Below are 3,876 nucleotides of genomic sequence, written 5' to 3'. Positions count from 1 at the left end.
AGACAAAGAATTCTGGATTTGCCCGCAGCACCTGCCGGTGTTGATTCACCAGCCGGAGCGGTTGAGCGGTAAACTGCCGGGTGTGGAAAACCTCGAACCGCACGAACACTGAATCCAGTCGGCGCGATCAGAAGACTGCCTGTCATTACGCAGGCAGTCTTTTATTATGGTAAACCTCACTCTTTCAAAGATGAAAAGTGGGATATTTTGGATGATGATTGTCCGGCTAATCATGATTTTTGCCACTATAACAATCCATCCCTTTTCATTAAGATAGGTTCAATGTTAGCAGCAGAGTTTCGCAAATTCTCCATTTTTGAGGGATTGAGCCCGTCCAAAATCGAGTGGCTGGCAAGTCAGTTCGAGCTGCGGGTGATTCCTGCGAACCGCACCATTTTTAAACAGGGGGATCCTGCCACACATCTCTATCTGTTATCTTCCGGAAAGGTTATAATTCGCTACAAGCCGTATGATGGTCCGCCTTTGACGGTGGCAACCATTCAGCCGGGTGAGGTGTTTGGCTGGTCAGCAGTGCTGGGCCGCCACATGTATACCTCGGCAGCGGTCACACTGGAAGAAAGCCGCCTGTACCGGATTGAGGGCAGCCGTTTGCAGACGGTATGTGACGAATGTCCGGATACGGGGGCTGTGCTTTATCGGCGTTTGGCAAAAGTAGCCAGCGAGCATAAAAAGCATCAGCATACCGAAGGCGAATTGCTGCGGGTGTTAACTTCCAACCTGGATAAAAATGGGGAATGTTACCGGAGGATTGAAAATGGGCGACGCTGAAATTCCTGCATACAGCATTGAAGAACAGTTACGCGGTTTGATTGAGCAGTTGAGCGCGTACATCGAAACCTACCACGGCGGTGAGGTGGAATACATTGGTTTCGACGGCAGGGTGGTCAAAGTGCGTTTGGGGGGAGCCTGCCTTGGCTGTCCGCTTTCGCCGGTTACTCTGAAAGGCTGGGTGGAAGGCACCATCAAACAATTCTTCCCCGAAGTCCACGTTGAGGAAGAAACGGCTTCATAAAAATTCATCAGGCGCGGTCATTCCAGCCCGACTTCGATGTGTTCCTGATCCTCTTCGTCGTAAATATCCACAATCTGGCCAATTTCGCCGGATTGGATGGCATCCATAATCTGTCCCATCTCAATTTCGCCGATTTCGGGGGAGAAGCGCGCGCCTAATTTCATGCCGGTATTCAAAACGGTAACCGGCAGGCGGATGTTGACGCGCACTTTGCCGCTGCGCAGGTCGGTAATGCGCACCCGCAGCCAGCGCGGGCGCGGCCGCATTCCTTCTCCCGGCGGGGGTGGCGGCAGGGGGCCTTTCTTCTCGGCGAGTGCGCTGCTCTTTTCCAGCGCCTGCAACAGGCGGATGCCTTCCTCCGGGGTGATTTTATTCTCCTCGATTAGTTTGAGGATTTTCAAGCGTTCTTCACTGCTTGCTGCCATTTTCCAGCCTTGTATTTCGGCAATAACTACATTATCCTTATTGTAATTGAAATTCACTGACGCAGCAGATTTTTAACCCACCTGTACGGACTTATTTTATTTCGGAGGTTTGCTGTCTATGGTCAATTTATGGCAATTATTCTGGATTTTCATCAAGGTCAATTTACTTACCACCTCCGGGCCGGCTTCGGTGGGTTTGCTGTATCAGGAGGCGGTGGGCAAGTTGATGACCGAAAAAGAGTTCGTCGAGGCGGTCGGCTTTTCCAGCGTGCTGCCCGGCAGTGATGCACTGCAGCTGGCCATGTTTGTCGGCTACCGGGCCGGCGGGTTGCCGGGTGCGCTGGTGGCGCTGCTGGGTTCGATTTTACCGCCTACCATCCTGATTCTGATGATTGTCAGCGTGTTGCGCTTTATCAGCGGTGAGGCCTGGGTGGGCAATTTTGTGCGCGGGCTTGCCCCGGCGGTTGCGGCGCTGATGGTACTGGTGGCGTGGAATGTCTTTCGCGGCGAGGCCGGCGAAACGATCACCTGGTTTACGGTCATCATTGCTGCCGGTGCCATGATTGCCTACATTCTCAAAGTGCCGCCGCCGCTCGTGCTGGTGGTAGCCGGTGTTCTGGGGATTATCGTGCTGCGATGAACGACTTACCGCCTCTCTTAATCGCCTTACAGAGTGATCATCCGTCTTTCCCGGCGCTGGAATATGGGGAGAATCTGGCAAAATTAATGCGCACCCCGGTTCGTCTGTTGTGCGTACGTCAGCGCAGCTCATCCTCGCTGCTGGAGGAGCAGGCTCAGCGTTCCGCGCTTGCCTTGAAAGAGGTGGATGTTGCGGTGGAAATCCGCTGGGCGGAAGGGGATCTGGTGAAAGCGGTGCTGCGGGAAATAAATCAGATGCCGGAAGCGATGCTGGTGATCAGCGACAAATACCGCCCCATCTGGCGGCGCTGGGTGCGCTTTGGGCGCTTCCGCCGGCTGCAGGCTTCGCTTTCCTCACCCATTTTACGGGTGCGGGATGCCTGCTGGCCGTTGCACAACATCATTGTGTGCAGCGGTGGGCTGCCTTACACCAAACCGGTGGAACGGCTGGCCACCCGAATGGCCAAAACAGCCGGCGCCAGGCTGACTTTTTTGCATGTGGTTGAGCCGGTCATGCTGGATTACCCGCTGGCGAAGGAAATTCATTCACACTGGGAACACCTGCTGCAAACCGACACCCCGCAGGCGCGCCACCTGAAGCAGGCGTTGGATTTTGCCGAGCAGAACGGGGTAGAGGCGCGGGTGGTGGTGCGCCATGGCCTGATTCTGCACGAGATTCTGGATGAGATTCGCAGCGGCGGCTATGATCTGGTGGGTATGGGTTCAACCTACAGCTCCACCAGCCTTTCGCGCTTATTCCGTCCGGATGTGACCGCGCTGGTTTCTGCCGCGGTGGACTGTCCTCTGCTCACCCAGCGCGGTTCGGCTGAAAACTCAGGATGAGGTTTAGGGTTTGAGGGTGTGGCTGATTTTTTCCCACCTTTTCACCGCAGCGCGGATGAGATTTTGAATTTCTTCATCCGGCACGGCCTCAATACCATTGAAGCGCTCGCGATCCACCCACACGATCACGCCTAAATTTGCCTCTTCGGTCAGGCGGATGGTGCGTTCGGCAAAGGGCGATTCGACCAGCATTTCCTGCAGAATTTCGTCAATCTGCCCGACGATAGAGGTGGGGCGGGGTTTATCCACCGGCAGAATGCTTGCTGCCAGTACGGCCGGGTCGGGCAGCGGATTGGCCGGCGGCGTGGATTCTTTCGGCGGCGCTGCGGGTTCAACCCCCAGCCAGTTCGTCCACGATTCGGCGGCTTCACGCAGCATTCGCAATTGCTCCACCGGGACGGTTTCGCGGCTCAGGTAAATTTTGCGGTCAATTTCCGTGACCAGTTTGCCGGTAGATTTTTCGCGGTAAAGACGCACCAACGGGTTGAAGCGTTCCAGCGGCAGGCCGGTGTACGGTTCATCGGCGGCGGGTTTGGGGGCCGGTTTTTCTTCAACTTTTTCGGCAGGTTCTTCTTCGCTGCGTTCTTTTCCCCGCTCGAGGAAGAAATAGGCAACCACTGCACCGATGATGAACCCGACGGCAGTGAAGATTAATGCAGGAAGGAGCAGATCTCCGGGATTGAGCATGACAGCCTCACTTTCACAACAGTTTCAAGAAGTGGATGAATTTCCCCCAGCAGGAGCAACCTTCAGGGGCTGACAGGCAGGGCAAAAATGGGTGCTGCGTTGGCCGATAATCCGGCGTGCAATCGGCGTGCCACATTCCGGGCAGGGCTGGCCGCTGCGGCCATAAGCCCGGAAGTGATTTTGAAAACTCCCCCCGCGGTAAACCCAGTCAATGCTGGCGCCGTTGCGGCGGATGCCCTCTTGCAATAC

Annotated in this window: 7 protein-coding genes; 4 read left to right on the top strand and 3 right to left on the bottom strand. The window is 55.5% G+C overall.

The features are described 5' to 3' along the window. Positions 1-282 precede the first annotated feature (282 nt). Positions 283-789, top strand: a complete 507-nt coding sequence (locus tag VAE48_RS15965; protein ID WP_322794333.1) for a cyclic nucleotide-binding domain-containing protein — start codon at positions 283-285, stop codon at positions 787-789. After that, positions 776-1,033, top strand: a complete 258-nt coding sequence (locus tag VAE48_RS15960) for a NifU family protein (RefSeq protein ID WP_322794332.1) — start codon at positions 776-778, stop codon at positions 1,031-1,033. The genes VAE48_RS15965 and VAE48_RS15960 overlap by 14 nt, the downstream gene beginning before the upstream one ends. Positions 1,034-1,050: 17 nt before the next feature. Here VAE48_RS15960 and VAE48_RS15955 read toward each other — a convergent pair whose 3' ends face one another. After that, on the bottom strand, positions 1,051-1,458 hold the full coding sequence (locus VAE48_RS15955) for an SHOCT-like domain-containing protein (RefSeq protein ID WP_322794331.1): 408 nt from the start codon (positions 1,456-1,458) through the stop codon (positions 1,051-1,053). A gap of 118 nt (positions 1,459-1,576) precedes the next feature. On the opposite strand from VAE48_RS15955, the gene VAE48_RS15950 reads away from it, so the two are divergent. Together VAE48_RS15950 and VAE48_RS15945 are read left to right on the top strand one after the other, a co-directional pair. Next, on the top strand, positions 1,577-2,098 hold the full coding sequence (locus VAE48_RS15950) for a chromate transporter (RefSeq protein WP_322794330.1): 522 nt from the start codon (positions 1,577-1,579) through the stop codon (positions 2,096-2,098). After that, positions 2,095-2,940, top strand: coding sequence for a universal stress protein (locus VAE48_RS15945; protein WP_322794329.1), 846 nt, complete (start codon positions 2,095-2,097; stop codon positions 2,938-2,940). The genes VAE48_RS15950 and VAE48_RS15945 overlap by 4 nt, the downstream gene beginning before the upstream one ends. Before the next feature lie 3 nt (positions 2,941-2,943). Here the strand turns inward: VAE48_RS15945 and VAE48_RS15940 are convergent, their stop codons facing one another. Together VAE48_RS15940 and VAE48_RS15935 are read right to left on the bottom strand one after the other, a co-directional pair. After that, a complete protein-coding gene (locus VAE48_RS15940) occupies positions 2,944-3,627 on the bottom strand; it encodes a hypothetical protein (RefSeq protein WP_322794328.1) in 684 nt (227 codons plus the stop codon). A gap of 24 nt (positions 3,628-3,651) precedes the next feature. Further along, positions 3,652-3,876 (bottom strand): zinc finger domain-containing protein (locus VAE48_RS15935; protein ID WP_322794327.1); only part of this gene is annotated, 225 nt, incomplete at its 5' end.

The sequence above is a fragment of the Bellilinea sp. genome (genome assembly GCF_034432615.1).
Taxonomy (GTDB): domain Bacteria; phylum Chloroflexota; class Anaerolineae; order Anaerolineales; family Anaerolineaceae; genus Bellilinea.
Note: the sequence above shows the minus strand (reverse complement) of the source record. Positions and strands in the feature narration are given on the sequence as shown.

Bases quoted from the DNA above. Each gene is read 5' to 3' on its own strand.
- VAE48_RS15945 (WP_322794329.1), top strand. From the start codon at position 2,095: ATGAACGACTTACCGCCTCTCTTAATCGCCTTACAGAGTGATCATCCG.
- VAE48_RS15950 (WP_322794330.1), top strand. From the start codon at position 1,577: ATGGTCAATTTATGGCAATTATTCTGGATTTTCATCAAGGTCAATTTA.
- VAE48_RS15965 (WP_322794333.1), top strand. From the start codon at position 283: ATGTTAGCAGCAGAGTTTCGCAAATTCTCCATTTTTGAGGGATTGAGC.
- VAE48_RS15960 (WP_322794332.1), top strand. From the start codon at position 776: ATGGGCGACGCTGAAATTCCTGCATACAGCATTGAAGAACAGTTACGC.
- VAE48_RS15940 (WP_322794328.1), bottom strand. From the start codon at position 3,627: ATGCTCAATCCCGGAGATCTGCTCCTTCCTGCATTAATCTTCACTGCC.
- VAE48_RS15955 (WP_322794331.1), bottom strand. From the start codon at position 1,458: ATGGCAGCAAGCAGTGAAGAACGCTTGAAAATCCTCAAACTAATCGAG.